The organism is Mesorhizobium sp. 2RAF21 (genome assembly GCF_052115345.1).
Taxonomy (GTDB): Bacteria; Pseudomonadota; Alphaproteobacteria; order Rhizobiales; family Rhizobiaceae; genus Mesorhizobium; species Mesorhizobium terrae.
This window is the reverse complement of record NZ_JBFRGM010000005.1, coordinates 241,365-255,990: the sequence shown is the minus strand read 5'-3', so window position 1 is coordinate 255,990 and position 14,626 is coordinate 241,365. Positions and strand designations below refer to the sequence as shown.

General features: G+C 64.1%; 15 protein-coding genes. 11 read left to right on the top strand and 4 right to left on the bottom strand.

Features of this window, described 5'->3' with window-relative positions:
* Positions 1 to 273: 273 nt before the first annotated feature.
* Entirely contained in the window at positions 274 to 606 is a 333-nt protein-coding gene (locus AB4136_RS10500; RefSeq protein ID WP_137900449.1) for a hypothetical protein, read from the top strand.
* Positions 607 to 671: 65 nt separating this feature from the next.
* On the opposite strand, the gene AB4136_RS10495 is transcribed toward AB4136_RS10500, so the two are convergent.
* Positions 672 to 1,253 (bottom strand): NUDIX domain-containing protein, encoded by a 582-nt coding sequence (locus AB4136_RS10495; RefSeq protein ID WP_024926606.1) that lies wholly within the window; start codon positions 1,251 to 1,253, stop codon positions 672 to 674.
* Positions 1,254 to 1,376: 123 nt separating this feature from the next.
* Here AB4136_RS10495 and AB4136_RS10490 point away from each other — a divergent pair, with 123 nt between their 5' ends.
* The 3 genes from AB4136_RS10490 to AB4136_RS10480 all read left to right on the top strand — a co-directional run bounded on the left by AB4136_RS10490 (position 1,377) and on the right by AB4136_RS10480 (position 3,329).
* Entirely contained in the window at positions 1,377 to 1,751 is a 375-nt protein-coding gene (locus tag AB4136_RS10490) for a VOC family protein (RefSeq protein WP_024926607.1), read from the top strand.
* Between the two features lie 112 nt (positions 1,752 to 1,863).
* Entirely contained in the window at positions 1,864 to 2,967 is a 1,104-nt protein-coding gene (locus AB4136_RS10485; protein ID WP_024926608.1) for an NADH:flavin oxidoreductase/NADH oxidase, read from the top strand.
* A 110-nt stretch (positions 2,968 to 3,077) separates the two neighbouring features.
* On the top strand, positions 3,078 to 3,329 hold the full coding sequence (locus AB4136_RS10480) for a DUF2188 domain-containing protein (protein WP_024926609.1): 252 nt from the start codon (positions 3,078 to 3,080) through the stop codon (positions 3,327 to 3,329).
* A 34-nt stretch (positions 3,330 to 3,363) separates the two neighbouring features.
* On the opposite strand, the gene AB4136_RS10475 is transcribed toward AB4136_RS10480, so the two are convergent.
* Together AB4136_RS10475 and wrbA are read right to left on the bottom strand one after the other, a co-directional pair.
* On the bottom strand, positions 3,364 to 4,344 hold the full coding sequence (locus AB4136_RS10475) for an alpha/beta fold hydrolase (protein ID WP_024926610.1): 981 nt from the start codon (positions 4,342 to 4,344) through the stop codon (positions 3,364 to 3,366).
* 380 nt (positions 4,345 to 4,724) lie between these two features.
* Entirely contained in the window at positions 4,725 to 5,324 is a 600-nt protein-coding gene (gene wrbA, locus AB4136_RS10470; protein WP_024926611.1) for an NAD(P)H:quinone oxidoreductase type IV, read from the bottom strand.
* Positions 5,325 to 5,503: 179 nt separating this feature from the next.
* Between wrbA and AB4136_RS10465 the strand changes: the two genes are divergently transcribed.
* From AB4136_RS10465 to AB4136_RS10445, 5 genes are all read left to right on the top strand, one after another.
* The gene (locus AB4136_RS10465) at positions 5,504 to 6,244 is read left to right on the top strand and encodes a competence/damage-inducible protein A (RefSeq protein WP_024926612.1); all 741 of its coding nucleotides are present in this window, start codon (positions 5,504 to 5,506) and stop codon (positions 6,242 to 6,244) included.
* A gap of 111 nt (positions 6,245 to 6,355) precedes the next feature.
* A complete protein-coding gene (locus AB4136_RS10460) occupies positions 6,356 to 7,186 on the top strand; it encodes a universal stress protein (RefSeq protein WP_137900448.1) in 831 nt (276 codons plus the stop codon).
* Positions 7,187 to 7,361: 175 nt separating this feature from the next.
* A complete protein-coding gene (gene gpt / locus AB4136_RS10455; protein ID WP_024926614.1) occupies positions 7,362 to 7,859 on the top strand; it encodes a xanthine phosphoribosyltransferase in 498 nt (165 codons plus the stop codon).
* A 263-nt stretch (positions 7,860 to 8,122) separates the two neighbouring features.
* Complete coding sequence (locus tag AB4136_RS10450; protein ID WP_137900447.1) at positions 8,123 to 8,614, top strand: NUDIX hydrolase; 492 nt, start codon at positions 8,123 to 8,125, stop codon at positions 8,612 to 8,614.
* A 113-nt stretch (positions 8,615 to 8,727) separates the two neighbouring features.
* Positions 8,728 to 9,417 (top strand): aspartyl/asparaginyl beta-hydroxylase domain-containing protein, encoded by a 690-nt coding sequence (locus tag AB4136_RS10445; protein ID WP_137900446.1) that lies wholly within the window; start codon positions 8,728 to 8,730, stop codon positions 9,415 to 9,417.
* A 20-nt stretch (positions 9,418 to 9,437) separates the two neighbouring features.
* Here AB4136_RS10445 and AB4136_RS10440 read toward each other — a convergent pair whose 3' ends face one another.
* Complete coding sequence (locus tag AB4136_RS10440; protein WP_137900445.1) at positions 9,438 to 9,818, bottom strand: hypothetical protein; 381 nt, start codon at positions 9,816 to 9,818, stop codon at positions 9,438 to 9,440.
* A gap of 684 nt (positions 9,819 to 10,502) precedes the next feature.
* Between AB4136_RS10440 and AB4136_RS10435 the strand changes: the two genes are divergently transcribed.
* Entirely contained in the window at positions 10,503 to 14,309 is a 3,807-nt protein-coding gene (locus tag AB4136_RS10435) for a vitamin B12-dependent ribonucleotide reductase (RefSeq protein WP_137900444.1), read from the top strand.
* A gap of 42 nt (positions 14,310 to 14,351) precedes the next feature.
* Complete coding sequence (locus tag AB4136_RS10430; protein ID WP_137900443.1) at positions 14,352 to 14,612, top strand: helix-turn-helix domain-containing protein; 261 nt, start codon at positions 14,352 to 14,354, stop codon at positions 14,610 to 14,612.
* Positions 14,613 to 14,626 lie beyond the last annotated feature (14 nt).

The following is a 14,626-nucleotide window of genomic DNA, read 5'->3' as shown; positions in this document are numbered from 1 at the left end:
GGATACATGCCGTTCGGTCGCGTCGAACGGTGGACAGCCCGATGGATTGGATTTCCCGGTCAAAGTGAACAGGTCAATTCGGCCAGAGCGCCAACGATGGGCTGATAAGAAATAGCGTGCACAGGGTAGCGCACCTGCTGATCCTTGCGGAAGGCAAGCCACATCGCGCTATCCGAAACCGGGTACCGACCTACCCAACCGCCCCGGGAAGCGTGAACATGCCGGCCTCGCCCGCCGGTTCCAATTCACCGCCGGCCTTGCTAGGCTGGCGCCATGAAAGCGATCGGCCTCCGTTTCCCGGCAACCGCCTTTCTGCTCGGCCTTCTGGCGGGCTGCGGGTCGATGAAATCCGTCGATCCCTCGCAATATGCGTCGATGGATTGCAGCGGTCTCAACGCCGCGCTCGGCGTCGTCGCCACCGATGTCACCCGCAACGCCCTCAGCCGTGGCACCATTTCGAACGCAGATGTGCCGCTGTGGCTGCCGGGCGGACAGAAGGCGGTGTCGCTGCTGAAGGACAGGCGAACGGCGGAGATCGAGCGCCTGCAGGCGCAAGGCGCGGCCATCGAGGCTGCGCGCAATCGCCGCTGCAAGGGCGAACTGTAGCATTCGCGCCAACCCACGCCGGGTATCCAGTGAGCTGTTTCGTCTATCGAAAAGCGGCGCTTCCCTCAGCCGAACAGCGCCGGATTGAGCTTCAGGTGCTGCAGGAGAATAATGGTCTTGCCGTCGATGATGCGGCCGTCGGCGACCGCCGCCATCGCCTCGTCGACCGGCATTTCCAGCACCTCGATGTCCTCGCCCTCGTCGGCCGCGCCGCCGCCGGCGGAGATGCGGTCGGCCGGGCTGTAGCGGCCGGCGAACAGCCACAGCCGTTCGGTGACGCTGCCGGGGCTCATATAGGTGGAGAACAACAGCTTCACCCCGTTCAGCCTGTAACCCAGCTCCTCTTCCGCCTCCTTGCGGATGCAGGTTTCGGCATCGTCCTTGTCGAGCAGGCCGGCGCAGGCCTCGATCAGCGGTTCCTTGTGGCCGGTGACATAGGCCGGCCAGCGGAACTGGCGCACCAGAAGCACGGTGCCGCGGTCGGGGTCGAAGGGCAGGATCGCGGCGCCGTCGCCACGGTCGTAGGTCTGGCGCACCTGCGTCTCCCACACGCCGTCGCTGCGGCGGTAGTCGAAGGTCGTCTTCTTGAGGATGGCCCAGTCGTCGGAAAGGATTTCCTGCGAAAGAATGCGAATACGGTCGTCCATGCTTGCCTCGTCTCGGGGGATGCGCTGGGATAGCGCGCGGCGACGCGGCCCGCAAGGATGGCGGCCGGAAACAGGACATCTACCGGCCTCATCGGGCGGCGGCGATGCAAGTGCGAGGTTTTGATGCGGCTCAATCAGGTCACCGTGACCGCCCCCGATCTCGACGCCGCCTGGGAATTTTACCGCAGGCTCGGGCTCATTCCCGTCGTCGACAGCCGGCCGCACTACATCCGTTTTCTCTGCCCGGACGGCGACAGTACATTTTCCGTCGATCAGGGCGAACGCACGGGAAGCGGAACGACCGTCTACTTCGAGATGGACGATCTCGACGCCGAGGTCGCACGCTTCAAATCGCTGGGCTTCGCATTCACCTCCGGGCCCCGGGACCAGCGCTGGCTTTGGCGGGAAGCGGAACTCTTCGATCCCGCTGGCAACAGGATCGTCCTCTATCATGCCGGAAAGAACCGCATCGACCCGCCATGGCGGGTGCGGGCTTAGGTCAGGACTTGGTGCCAATCATGGCAGTGTTTGGGCCAATCCACGCCGGCCTTGATCCGCGGCGCGCGGCGGCCTTTAGTGGGAAAACGGTCGCGACAACGCCGGAGATGTCATGACAGCCGCCCTTTTCCAGCCCATTTCGCTCGATGGCCTCGTTCTGCCCAACCGCATCGCGGTCGCGCCGATGTGCCAGTATTCGGCCGATGACGGCTCCGCCACCGACTGGCACATCTGCCACTGGATGAACCTTGCCATGTCCGGCGCCGGCATGATCACGGTGGAGATGACCGACGTCGAACGGCGCGGCCGCATCTCGCACAATTGCCTTGGCCTTTATTCCGACCACAACGAGGCCGCCGCCAAGCGGGCGCTCGATGCGGCAAGGCGCGTCGCCATGCCCGGCGCCAAGTTCGGCGTGCAGCTTGCCCATGCCGGCCGCAAGGCGTCCTGCCAGCGGCCCTGGGAAGGCGGCGGACCGCTGATGCCGGGGCAAGACCCGTGGGCGGTCGTCTCGGCCTCGGCAATAGCCTATGACACCGGCTGGCAGGTCCCGCATGCGCTGGACGAAGACGAGGTGCTTGGCGTCATCCAGCGTTTCGCCGAGGCGGCGCGACGGGCCGAGCGCGCCGGCTTCGATTTCATCGAGCTGCACGCCGCCCATGGCTATCTGATCTTCCAGTTCCTGTCGCCGCTTTCCAACCGGCGCACCGACCGCTGGGGCGGTTCGCTGGAAAACCGCATGCGCTTCGCGGTCGAGGTCGCCAAGGCGGTGAAAGCGGCAGCACCCAAGCTGATGCTGGGCGCCAGGCTTTCGGTGAAGGAGTGGGTGGATGGAGGTTTCGACGTGCCGGAGGCGATCGAGGTGGCCAAGACGCTGAAGCAAGCGGGCGTCGCCTATCTGTGCTGCTCGAGCGGCGGCAACTCGCCGCTGCAGAAGCTGCCGACCGGCGCCGGCTACCAGGTGCATCTGGGCGAAGCGGTGCGCAAGGCCACCGGCATCGCCACCCGCACCGTAGGCCTCATCACCGACCCCGACTACGCCAACACCATCGTGGCGCAAGGCAAGGCCGACATCGTGGCGCTCGGCCGCGCCTTCCTCGCCGATCCGCGCTGGGGCTGGCGCGCGGCGGCGACGCTGGGCGAGAAGATCCACCCCGCCCCGCAGCTCGCGCGCGCCGTCACCACCATGGAACACTGGCTCAAGGACGACGATTGAACAGGGCGTCATGGCGCCGGCAAAACCAGCCGAAGGTTGAAATCCGCGCGAAAGTGCTGGAAAGTGCGGGAAGTTGGCTTTCGATCGCGGCCAACTGACCGGAGGTTTTCATGACGAAGCTGACCTACAAGATCGTCGAGCATGACGGCGGCTGGGCCTACAAGGTTGGCGGCACCTATTCCGAGACGTTCCCGAGCCATTCCGACGCGTTGCAGGCCGCCCAGATCGCCTCCTCGGAACAGCAGATTGCCGGCCAGACCGACGGCATCGAATATGAGGATGCCACTGGCAAATGGCATTCGGAACTGGCCGACGGACGTGACCGGCCGCAGACGGAAGTGCAGGACGACAGCAACGCCTGACGACGGATGCGCCTGATCGACCGGCCGGGACCGGTCAGGCCGCCGCGCGACCGGCGAATGCGCGCTCGGCAATGCGGCGAATGAAGGCAGCAACCTGGTCGGGGCCGACGAATTGCGGCATGTGGCCAAGCCCTTCGGCGATCTCCAGATCCAGCCCCGCGATCTTCTCCTTGACCGGCGTGCCCTGCACTTCGAGCCTGATGATCGGATCGACGCCACCGAACAGAAGGCCGGTCGGCACCTTGATCTCATTGTAGCGCTCCGACAGGCGCGGCAGGTCCATCTCGATGACTGCGAAATCGGTGGCGCTGGCGTAATAGTGGCTGGGCCGCAGCCCGATATAGCCGCCATTGTCGGTCATGTAGTTCTTCGGCGCCGGATGCGGCGCGAAGATCAACCCCATCGTCTTCATGCCGTATTTCAGCCCGGCGGGCGCCGAGACGGTGTGCGCGAGGATAAACCGCTTCAGCGGCGAGGAGACGAACAACGCCTTGAATTCCGGCCTGAGCTCGACCTCCTTGTGGGTGAGCGCTGACAGAAGCACGAGACCGGAAATCGCCTCGGGATGTTCGACGGCGATGGCGAGTGCCACCGATCCGCCCAGCGAATGGCCAACGATGACGGGCTTCTCCAGACCAAGCTGTTCCATGAAGGCGCAGACGATGTCGGCCTGCTCCGGCAGGCGCCCGGTCGAGCCCCTGGCGCGCGTCGAATAGCCCGAGCCCGGCCGGTCGAGCGCGATCAGCCGGTAGCCAGGTCCGAACACCTTGAACAGCGGATCGGTGAAATGGTGCAGCTGGGCGCCGAGGCCGTGCAGGAACACGATGGGCGGCCCCTCGCCCATATCGACATAGTGGATGCGGTTGCCCTTCACCTCGATGAACTTGCCCGCCGGCGGCATGGTGCGTTCGACCCAGGCAACGATGCGCTGCGTCTTGAACACGAAGTAGCCGACGACGGCCACGGCGGCCAAGATGATAGCGGCGAGCAGCCAGAGAAGAACCGTGAGCAACATCAGCAGCCTCTAATCCACACGATCCGCATATCGGCGTGTCCGCCGGCTCCGTGTCAAGGCAAGCCATGTTGCGTGGCTAAGAGAATGGGAAATGGATGGCGACAAGGTAAATACAGCCACGGTGCCGATCGCGGCGAGGCAGCGCGATTGATGCCCCAATGCGGCCCAAAGACAAAAATCCGGACCGTTTCCAGTCCGGATTTCCGGCAAGCTCGTTACCCCACCCGAAGCCCCGGAGCCCGCGGCCGCACGCTAGCGGAGGACACGCCTCAAGGGCATACGGCAAATGACGTATATTAAGGCCCGCCGCTCCGGTATTTTCAAAGCGGAACGGGCGGCCCTTGCGGACCGCCCGTCGCAAGCCACCGGCCGTGAGACGCTCAGCCGTGCAGCTTGTTGGCGATTTCGGCGACGCGCTTGCCCTGGAAATGCGCACCTTCCAGTTCCTGCGCCGAAGGCTGGCGCGAACCGTCGCCGTCGGAGGTGGTGGTCATGCCGTAGGGCGCGCCACCGCGCACCACGTCGATGCCCATCTGGCCCTGATAGGCATAGGACAGCGGCACGATCACCATGCCCTGGTGCTGCATGAAGACCTGCGCGTTGATCAGGGCGAGCTCGCCGCCGCCATGCTGGGTCGCGGTCGAGACCATGACCGAGCCGACCTTGTTGAGCAGCGCACCCTGGGCCCAGAGCGGGCCGGTCTGGTCGAGGAAATTCTTCATCTGCGCCGCCATGGTACCATAACGCGTGGCGGTGCCCAAAATGATGGCATCGTAATTGGCGAGTTCCAGCGGGTCGGCGACCGGCGCGTCCTGGTCGAGCTTGTAGAAGGCGGCCTTGGCAACGTCTTCGGGCACCAGCTCGGGCACGCGCTTCACCGTCACCTCGGCGCCGCCCTCGCGCGCGCCCTCGGCAGCGGCCCGCGCCATCTGCTCCATATGCCCCCAGCTCGAATAATAAAGGACCAGGACCTTCGCCATGCAGTGTCTCCTTGATGATGGATTGTCGGGACTGGAAGCGTCCCGCCGCGCGGCAAAATAGGGCCCTGATCGTTCACCGGAAGACTGCAATGCCGATACGCACTGTTCACTGTTTCAGGAGCATTGCCCGCATCCGTGCGGCGCGGTATTCGACTGCGTCCCTGCCCTCGGAGCCAGCCATGCCAGATATCGTCACTGCCGCCATGATCGTCATCGGCGACGAAATCCTGTCCGGCCGCACCAAGGACAAGAACATCGGCCATCTGGCCGACATGATGACGGCGATCGGCATCGACCTGAAGGAAGTGCGCGTCGTGCCGGACGAGGAGGACGAGATCGCCGCCGCCGTCAACGCGCTGCGCGCCCGCTACACCTATGTGTTCACCACCGGCGGCATCGGCCCGACCCATGACGACATCACCGCCGATTCCGTTTCCAAGGCTTTTGGGGTGCCTTGCGAATACGACGCCAAGGCGCTGACGCTGCTCGCCGCCAGCTATGAGAAGCGCGGCATCGAATTCAACGACGCGCGCAAGCGCATGGCCCGCATGCCGCGCGGCGCCGAGCATATCGACAATCCCGTCTCGGTCGCGCCTGGCTTCCGCATTGGCAACGTCCATGTCATGGCCGGCGTGCCGTCGATCTTCCAGGCGATGCTGGACAATGTCATGCCGACGCTGAAGACCGGCACCAAGCTGCTTTCCGCCACCGTGCAATGCCCGTTTGGCGAAGGCCGCATCGGCGAACCGCTGGCGGCGATCCAGAAGGCGCATCCCGACACCATCATCGGCTCCTATCCGAAATATGCCGACGGTTCGTTCTGGACCGAACTGGTGGTGCGCGCCCGCTCGGCCGAAGCGCTGGAAGCCGCGCGCGCCGAGGTCGAAGCCATGGTCGCTGGGCTCGTCGCCGAGGGCTGACAGGGGGAACCTGTCCCAATCCTCCACGTTTTATCATTATCCGAGATGTCGCTGTTATGCCGCCGCGGTGGCGGCTACAGTGCGGACGGAGAATGCAGGCAGGAGGGTTTGATGACGTTCAAGACCATCGTCGCCATCGTTCAGAACGAACAGGATGCCGAGCGGGTGCTCGACGGCGCCATTGCGCTTGCCTCCCGCTTCGGCGCCCATGTCATCGGCGTGCACGCCGAGGCGCTGCCGATGCCGTATACATCCGCGACGGGCTTTCCAGACACCGAGTTCCTGCAGGTCTCGGCCGACCTCAACAAGGAACGCTCGGCCAAGCTGAAGGCGATCTTCCAGAAGCGCCTGCAGCCCTCCGGCCTCTCCTTCGAATGGCGTGCGCAGGAGACTTTCTCCGGCGACAGCGCGCTGTCCAGCCTGTCCAGCGTGCGCGCCGCCGACCTGGTGGTGGCGGCGCAGCGCGACGCCGGCGGCGATTCCAACGCCGATATCGGTTCGCTGATCTACGACGCCGGACGCCCGGTGCTGGTGGTGCCGCATGCGGGGCCGGCGGCCGCCAGTTTCCGCCATGTCATGCTGGCCTGGAACGGCAGCCGCGAGGCGGCGCGCGCCGCCTTCGACGCTCTGCCCTTCATGATCGGGGCCGAGAAGGTCGAAATCTTCGTGGTCGACCCCGGCGAGGACGGCGACGAGGACGATGCGGGCGGCGCCGGCATCGCGGCGGCACTGTCGCGCCATGGCGTCAAGGCGGCCGTGGCAATCCGCCAGTCCAAGGGCGGCACGATCGAGGATGCCGTGCAGAACCGCCTGGTCGAGACCGGCGCCGACATGATCGTCGTCGGCGCCTACAGCCATTCCTGGCTGCACCGGCTGCTTTATGGCGGCGTGACGCGTACGGTGCTGCGCTCCTCCCCGGTCACCGCCTTCCTGTCGCGCTGAAACGGCTGGCCCCCGCGGGTTGTTGAAGACGATGAACGGCCGTGGGTGGTGGATATCCTCGGCCCGGACCGGAGGACAATTCCGCAAGCCCTTGCCAAGCACGCGGCTTTCCGGCTAATTCCGCCCGCATTCCTTGATTTCTGCGCGCGGTCGGCGCGCCTGCGGAGTGCGAGCCATGTCCCTTCCCGAAAAGGCCTTTCCCGTTTCCTGGGACCAGTTCCACCGCGACGCGCGCGCGCTTGCGTGGCGCCTGTCGGGCGTCAACGGCCAATGGAAGGCGATCGTCTGCATCACGCGCGGCGGGCTGGTGCCCGCGGCGATCATTTCGCGCGAACTCGGCATCCGCATCATCGAGACGGTGTGTGTCGCCTCCTACCACGACTATACCTCGCAGGGTCAGATGCAGGTGCTGAAGCACATCGAGCCCTCGCTGCTGGCCGACGAAGGCGTCGGTATCCTGATCATCGACGACCTCACCGACACCGGTAAAACCGCCGGCGTGGTGCGCGCCATGATGCCGAAGGCGCATTTCGCCACCGTCTATGCCAAGCCGAAAGGCCGGCCGCTGGTCGACACTTTCGTCACCGAGGTCAGCCAGGACACCTGGATCTATTTCCCCTGGGACATGGGCTTCACCTACCAGAAGCCGATCGCCGACGACCACGCCGGCTGACCGGCACCGACGACCCCGATCTTCGAAAATTGTCCGGTTTCGGGTTCGGGCTCGAATCAGCGCTTGCGCGCGCCTGTCGAAACGCAATGCGAAAGCGGCCGGCAAGGCATCCGCATCTGTTTTTCCGCCAGCATTTCACAACTTTTTCCAGTTTTCGGGCGGTTTCCGGAAACATCTGTGAAGTTTTTACTTTTGTTTCGGAAAATAGCGCCCATATTTCGTGAAACAGCGAAGAAGTTTCGATTTCTTGCGGCGATTTTCGAATGTTGAACAGGCCCCTCTCTCAAGACCATATCACCGAACGTGTGCGCAAGCTGTTCGGCAAGGCGCCGTTGCGCCTGCAGGTGGCGGCCCTGCCCTGGCGGCAGAATGACGGGACGCTGGAGGTGATGCTGATCACCAGCCGCGATACCGGCCGCTGGGTGCTGCCGAAGGGCTGGCCGGAAGCGCGCGAGCCGCTCTGCGAGGCGGCAGCCCGCGAGGCCGGCGAGGAAGCCGGGCTGACCGGCAAGGTCTCGACCATCGAGGCCGGACGTTATTTTTATGCCAAGGCGCTTTCCACTGGCCAGCAGGTGCCGTGCGAGGTGCTGGTCTTCCCGCTGCTTGTCGACACCATCGCCGACAAGTGGAAGGAATGCCATCAGCGCGAACGAAAATGGGTCACCCCGGCGCAGGCCACGCGCATGGTCAACGAACCCGACCTCGGCCAGATCATCGCCTATTTCGGCACCGACCCGCAGCGCTTCGCCGCCTGATTGCATCGCGGCAGCCGCCTGCGACCTGCCGTTGATCGCGGCTGGCATCACACGCGCTCAGGGAACCACTTCACGCCTGCGGAGTTTATCGTCGTCCTTGTCTCGGATGGGAGATGGCGGTGTCTTTCTACGACAGTGCATCGGGCCTGGTGCGGCGCATCTATGAACGCCGGATCGACGCACCTCCCATCCTCGACGCCGCCACCGAATTCCCCGACGCCCAAAAATTCACCGCCCAATGGCAAGCGATCCGCGACGAGGCGCTGGCGGTGCGCATCGACAAGGTGCCGCGCTTCCACGAGATCATGCCCGAACAGGCCGACATCTCGGCCAATGACGGGCTCGACTGGCGCATGTTCGTGCTGAAGGCCTATGACGTCGCCGTGCCGGAGAATGTCGCCCGCATGCCGGTGCTGGCCCGTATCCTCGGCGAATGCCCCGAAGTGAAGTCGGCGGCGATCTCGTTCCTCGCGCCCCACAAGCACATACCGCGCCATCGCGGCCCGTTCCGCGGCATCATGCGTTTCCATCTCGGCCTGCAGATCCCGAGCCTGCCCGACGGACGGCCGGCGACGATCATGATGATCGACGACGAGGAACACCGCATCTCGGATGGCGAATGCATGTTGTGGGACGACACCTATCCGCATGAGGTGATGAACCTGTCGGACAAGCCGCGTGTCGCGCTTCTTCTCGACGTATGGCGTCCGCACATGCCGGTCGACATGGAAATGCTGTCGCGCGCCATCGTGGGCGCGGTGCAGCTCGGCATGCGATATCGCGGCGTTTCCTACTCCGCCTGAAGCCAACCTTACGACCGGGGCTAAGCGACCTTGTCCGGCGTCGCGCGCTTTGGCGCGGCATCCCGCGATGAAACGCTTTTGCCGGACCATTCGCGAATCAACTTCAGCGCGGCCGGCTTCAGCGGCTTCCATTCCAGTTCGCCGCCCTCGCGCAATTCGTCGTCCCATTGCTGGGAAAAGGCAGCGTCCTCGAGGCCGGTTTCCGTTCCGTCCTCGGCCAGTGGCCATTGTGTCTGCGTGGAGCCGGGAACAAGCAGGCCGCCCATCGGCGCCGGCGCATAGTCGCAGATCGCCGGGTCGCAGCATTCGTCGACAAGCGCGGCAAGCAACACCAGGGATGGGGCGACAAAAAACCCGACGACTTCGCAGTCGACGGACTTGCGGACAAAATAGGCCTTCAACTGTCACCCCAATGTGTGACGGCTGCCACTCTCAGCCATATTCCCCCGCGCCTCTTTTACGCACGCGTACGAAACACGCAAGCCGTCAGCGACAAATTCCTGACAAGGCCCGTCGTTAGCCGGGCGGTTTTCTCCCCATTATCCACATATGTGACACACAATATGTTGGGGTCACAAAATCTACAAAAACGAATCCTTGACGGGTCGGGGCGAGTCGACTTTTATAAGCCATGCGCTCGTGTTTCGGGCGCGGCCGGAAAGTTTCGAGGCCGGTCTTTTTCCCAGGATCTTGTGCGTTTTCGCTCGTATTCCGCCTTACCCACCAGGCCGGCGGAGGCGTGACGTTTGCCGGGCGGGAAGCACCGAAAAGGAGACTTTTACGGCTGGAATAAATGACCTGTTAACACTATATTTAGTGTTTGCAGCCATGATCAGCCCTAGATAATGTGAATTTCCCTCCAGTGAGGGAATCGAGATTTTTTCGAATTTGAGGGACCCGCGCGGGTCCGTCGACAGGCTGAGCAGGGTTTCGCAAGAGGCTTCAGGCGGCAAGGCGGCGACAGGGCGCGGAGAGGACCCCCGGCTGTTGCGAGGCGGCCGGAGAGCTGGGACGTGCGCTTTTCGAAAGGGACCGGGAAATCTCCCGCGAAAAGCGCTATATATAGATGAAAAGGGACCACGACGATGCGCATCGAGCGGCGTTTCACCAAGCAGGGACAATCGGCCTATGCGGAGATCGAATTCCGCAAGGCGCTTTCGGAAATCAAGAACCCCGACGGCTCCGTGGTGTTCCGCCTCGACGGCATTGACGTGCCCTCGCAGTTCTCCCAGGTCGCGGCCGACATTCTGGCGCAGAAGTATTTCCGCAAGGCCGGCGTTCCTGCGCGCCTGAAGAAGGTCGAGGAAAACGACGTTCCTTCCTTCCTGTGGCGCTCCATCGCCGACGAGGCCGAACTCGAAAAGCTGCCGGAAAACGAGCGCTACGGTTCCGAGCGCGACGCCCGCCAGGTCTTCGACCGTCTTGCCGGCACCTGGGCCTATTGGGGCTGGAAGGGCGGCTATTTCGCCTCGGAGGAAGATGCCTCCGCCTTCCGTGACGAACTCGCCTATATGCTCGCCACCCAGCGCGTGGCGCCGAATTCGCCGCAGTGGTTCAACACCGGCCTGCACTGGGCCTATGGCATCGATGGCCCCGGCCAGGGCCACTATTATGTCGACCCCTTCACCGGCAAGCTGACCAAGTCGAAGTCGGCTTACGAACACCCGCAGCCGCATGCCTGCTTCATCCAGTCCGTCGGCGACGACCTCGTCAACGAGGGCGGCATCATGGACCTGTGGGTGCGCGAGGCGCGCCTGTTCAAATACGGCTCGGGCACCGGCTCGAACTTCTCCTATCTGCGTGGCGAGGGCGAAAAGCTGTCGGGCGGCGGCAAGTCGTCGGGCCTGATGAGCTTCCTCAAGATCGGCGACCGCGCCGCCGGCGCCATCAAGTCGGGCGGCACCACGCGCCGCGCCGCCAAGATGGTCATCGTCGACGCTGACCATCCCGATATCGAGGCCTTCATCGACTGGAAGGTCAAGGAAGAGCAGAAGGTCGCCTCGCTGGTCGCCGGCTCCAAGATCGTCAAGAAGCACCTCGACGCGATCATGCGCGCCTGCGTCAACTGCGAAGGCCAGGATGACGACTGCTTCGACCCCGCCGTCAACACGGCGCTGAAGCGCGAGATCAAGGCCGCCAAGAAGAACGCCGTGCCGGAGAACTACATCCAGCGCGTCATCCAGTTCGCGCGCCAGGGCTACACCGCGCTCGACTTCAAGACCTATGACACCGACTGGGATTCGGAAGCCTACCTCACCGTCTCCGGCCAGAACTCCAACAACTCCGTCTCGCTGAAGGACGACTTCCTGCGCGCCGTCGAGCAGGACAGCGACTGGCATCTGACCGCCCGCAAGGACGGCAAGGTCCTGAAGACGCTGAAGGCCCGCGACCTGTGGGAAAAGATCGGCTACGCCGCCTGGGCTTCGGCCGATCCCGGCCTGCACTTCAACACCACGATGAACGACTGGCACACCTGCGCTTCGGCCGGCGCCATCCGCGCCTCGAACCCGTGCTCGGAATACATGTTCCTCGACGACACGGCCTGCAATCTCGCCTCGATCAACCTCTTGCCCTACCGCAGGGCCGATAGCTCGATCGACATTGAGGCCTATGAGCACACCGCCCGCCTGTGGACCATCGTGCTCGAAATCTCGGTGATGATGGCGCAGTTCCCGTCCAAGGAGATCGCCAAGCTCTCCTACGAATACCGCACGCTCGGCCTTGGCTACGCCAATATCGGCGGCCTGCTGATGACCTCCGGCATCCCGTATGACTCGGCCGAAGGCCGCGCCATCTGCGCAGCGCTGACCGCCATCATGACCGGCGTCGCCTATGCCACCTCCGCCGAAATGGCCCGCGAGCTCGGCGCCTTCCCGGACTACGACCGCAACGCCGTCAACATGCTGCGCGTCATGCGCAACCACCGCCGCGCCGCCTATGGCGACAAGGCCGGCTACGAGAAGCTGGCGGTCGACCCGGTGCCGCTGGTCCATGCCGACCTGAAGCAGGTCGAGCTCGGCCAGCACGCCAAGGCCGCCTGGGACCGCGCCATCGAGCTCGGCGAGGAGCACGGCTACCGCAACGCGCAGGCCACCGTGATTGCGCCCACCGGCACGATCGGCCTGGTGATGGATTGCGACACCACCGGCATCGAGCCCGACTTCGCGCTGGTGAAGTTCAAGAAGCTGGCCGGCGGCGGCTATTTCAAGATCATCAACGCCGCCGTTCCGGAAGCGCTGCGCACGCTCGGCTATTCCGAAAGCCAGATCGCCGAGATCGACGCCTATGCCGTCGGCCATGGCAACCTCAACCAGGCGCCCGGCATCAACCCGTCGACGCTGAAGGCCAAGGGTTTCACCGACGCCAAGATCGAGGCCGTCAATGCCGCGCTGAAGAGCGCCTTCGACATCAAGTTCGTCTTCAACCAGTGGACGCTGGGCGCCGACTGGGTGAAGGAAACCTTCGGCTTCACCGACGAGCAGCTCGGCGACTTCTCCTTCGAGATGCTGCCGGCGCTGGGCTTCTCCAGGAAGGAGATCGAGGCCGCCAACGTCCATGTCTGCGGTGCGATGACGCTGGAAGGCGCGCCCTTCCTGAAGACCGAGCACTATGCGGTGTTCGACTGCGCCAATCCCTGCGGCAAGATCGGCAAGCGCTATCTGTCGGTGGAAAGCCACATCCGCATGATGGCCGCCGCCCAGCCCTTCATCTCGGGCGCCATCTCCAAGACCATCAACATGCCGAACGAGGCGACCGTCGAGGACGCCAAGAGCGCCTATATGCTGTCGTGGAAGCTGGCTTTGAAGGCGAACGCGCTCTACCGCGACGGCTCGAAGCTGTCGCAGCCGCTGAATGCCTCGCTGATTGCCGATGACGACGAGGACGAGGATGACGCCGTCGAGGCGCTGATCGCCGCCCCCGCCGCTGCCAAGGCGGTGCAGGTGACGGAGAAGATCGTCGAGCGCGTCATCGAACGCCTCTACCGCGACCGCGAGAAACTGCCGAACCGCCGCAAGGGCTACACCCAGAAGGCGGTCGTCGGCGGCCACAAGGTCTATCTGCGCACCGGCGAGTTCGACGACGGCCGCCTCGGCGAGATCTTCATCGACATGCACAAGGAAGGTGCCGCCTTCCGCGCCATGATGAACAACTTCGCCATCGCGATCTCGCTCGGCCTGCAATATGGCGTGCCGCTGGACGAATATGTCGAGGCCTTCACCTTCACCAAGTTCGAGCCGGCCGGCATGGTCGTCGGCAACGACGCCATCAAGAACGCCACCTCGATCCTCGACTATGTGTTCCGCGAGCTCGCCGTCTCCTATCTGTCGCGGCACGACCTCGCCCATGTCGACCAGTCGGACCTCGACAAGACCTCGCTGGGCAAGGGCATCACCGAAGGCAAGACGACCCCCTTCTCCAAGGGGCTCTATCGCGGCGCCTCGCCGGTGAAGCTGGTGTCGGGCATGGGTGCAGCCGAACCCAAGGGTTTTGCCGGCCAGAGCCCGGCCGCCCCTGCCCGCGCGGCACCGACCGCCTTCTCCGGCTCCAACGTGCTGGCGCTGGCGACGGCTTCCGCCACGGCTCTGCGCCCCTCGGCCGATGAATCGACCGCCTACAAGCGCGACTATGAAGAGCGCGCCAAGGAACTGGCCGAAGACATCGCCGTCGAGGAAAGCGCCGACCAGGCGTCCGACACCACCTCGGCGCTGTTCACCGACGCCGCCGCCAGGGAGGCAGCCGACGCGAAGAAGCTCGCCGCCGATCGCCGCGCCAAGTCGCTGCTGCAAGGCTACACCGGCAACTCCTGCTCGGAGTGCCAGAACTTCACCATGGTGCGCAACGGCACCTGCGAGAAGTGCGACACGTGCGGGGCCACGAGCGGGTGTAGCTGAGCAAGCCATTTCCAAAGACGAAACGAATTTCAGGAGGCTAAAGTGATTGAGCCTGGACCGGAAAAGTTTGGGAAATTTATCGAACGCTATCGTTGCGGACACCGTTGGTCTCAGAACCAATTGGGCAAGCTAATTGGCGTGAGGAGCTCTTACGTAACGAGTGTGGAAAACGGGGAACTTTGGCCCGATGACCATGTGATTGATCAGTTCGCAGCCCTTTTTGGAGTGCCTCATGAGCATCTCTACGCTATGCTTGGCCCGAAGCCGCTGGCAGTTGAGAACCGCTTGAAATCGAGCATTTGAAGATTGGCGGTCGG